Here is a 255-nt window from a genome sequence, read left to right on the forward strand (position 1 = left end):
CCTGCTCCAATCGTGGATCGATACTCAACATATAATTGACCATACTTTTTTGAGTCACAAGGCCATCAAACAGCCGGTGAATGTGGTAATCCTCGAAGTCCAAGGACTCCCGGTTTTTTTGAATTAATTTCCATAATTGTTTTAATTTGGTGTAATCACGCGGCCGGTTGTAACGAATCGTGTTCATGACTTTAATCCGATATCTGTTTAACGTATTATTCAATAATTGAACGATATGAAACCGATCGATGACAA

Annotated in this window: 1 protein-coding gene; it reads right to left on the reverse strand. The window is 38.4% G+C overall.

Annotated elements, in window-relative coordinates; all coding sequences use genetic code 11:
* Nucleotides 1-255: transposase (locus tag ACEN31_RS11695; RefSeq protein WP_407109492.1), on the reverse strand; the 255-nt coding region annotated here is incomplete at both ends.

The sequence above is a fragment of the Ruoffia sp. FAM 26255 genome (genome assembly GCF_045528525.1).
In the GTDB taxonomy this organism is placed as follows: domain Bacteria; phylum Bacillota; class Bacilli; order Lactobacillales; family Aerococcaceae; genus Ruoffia; species Ruoffia tabacinasalis.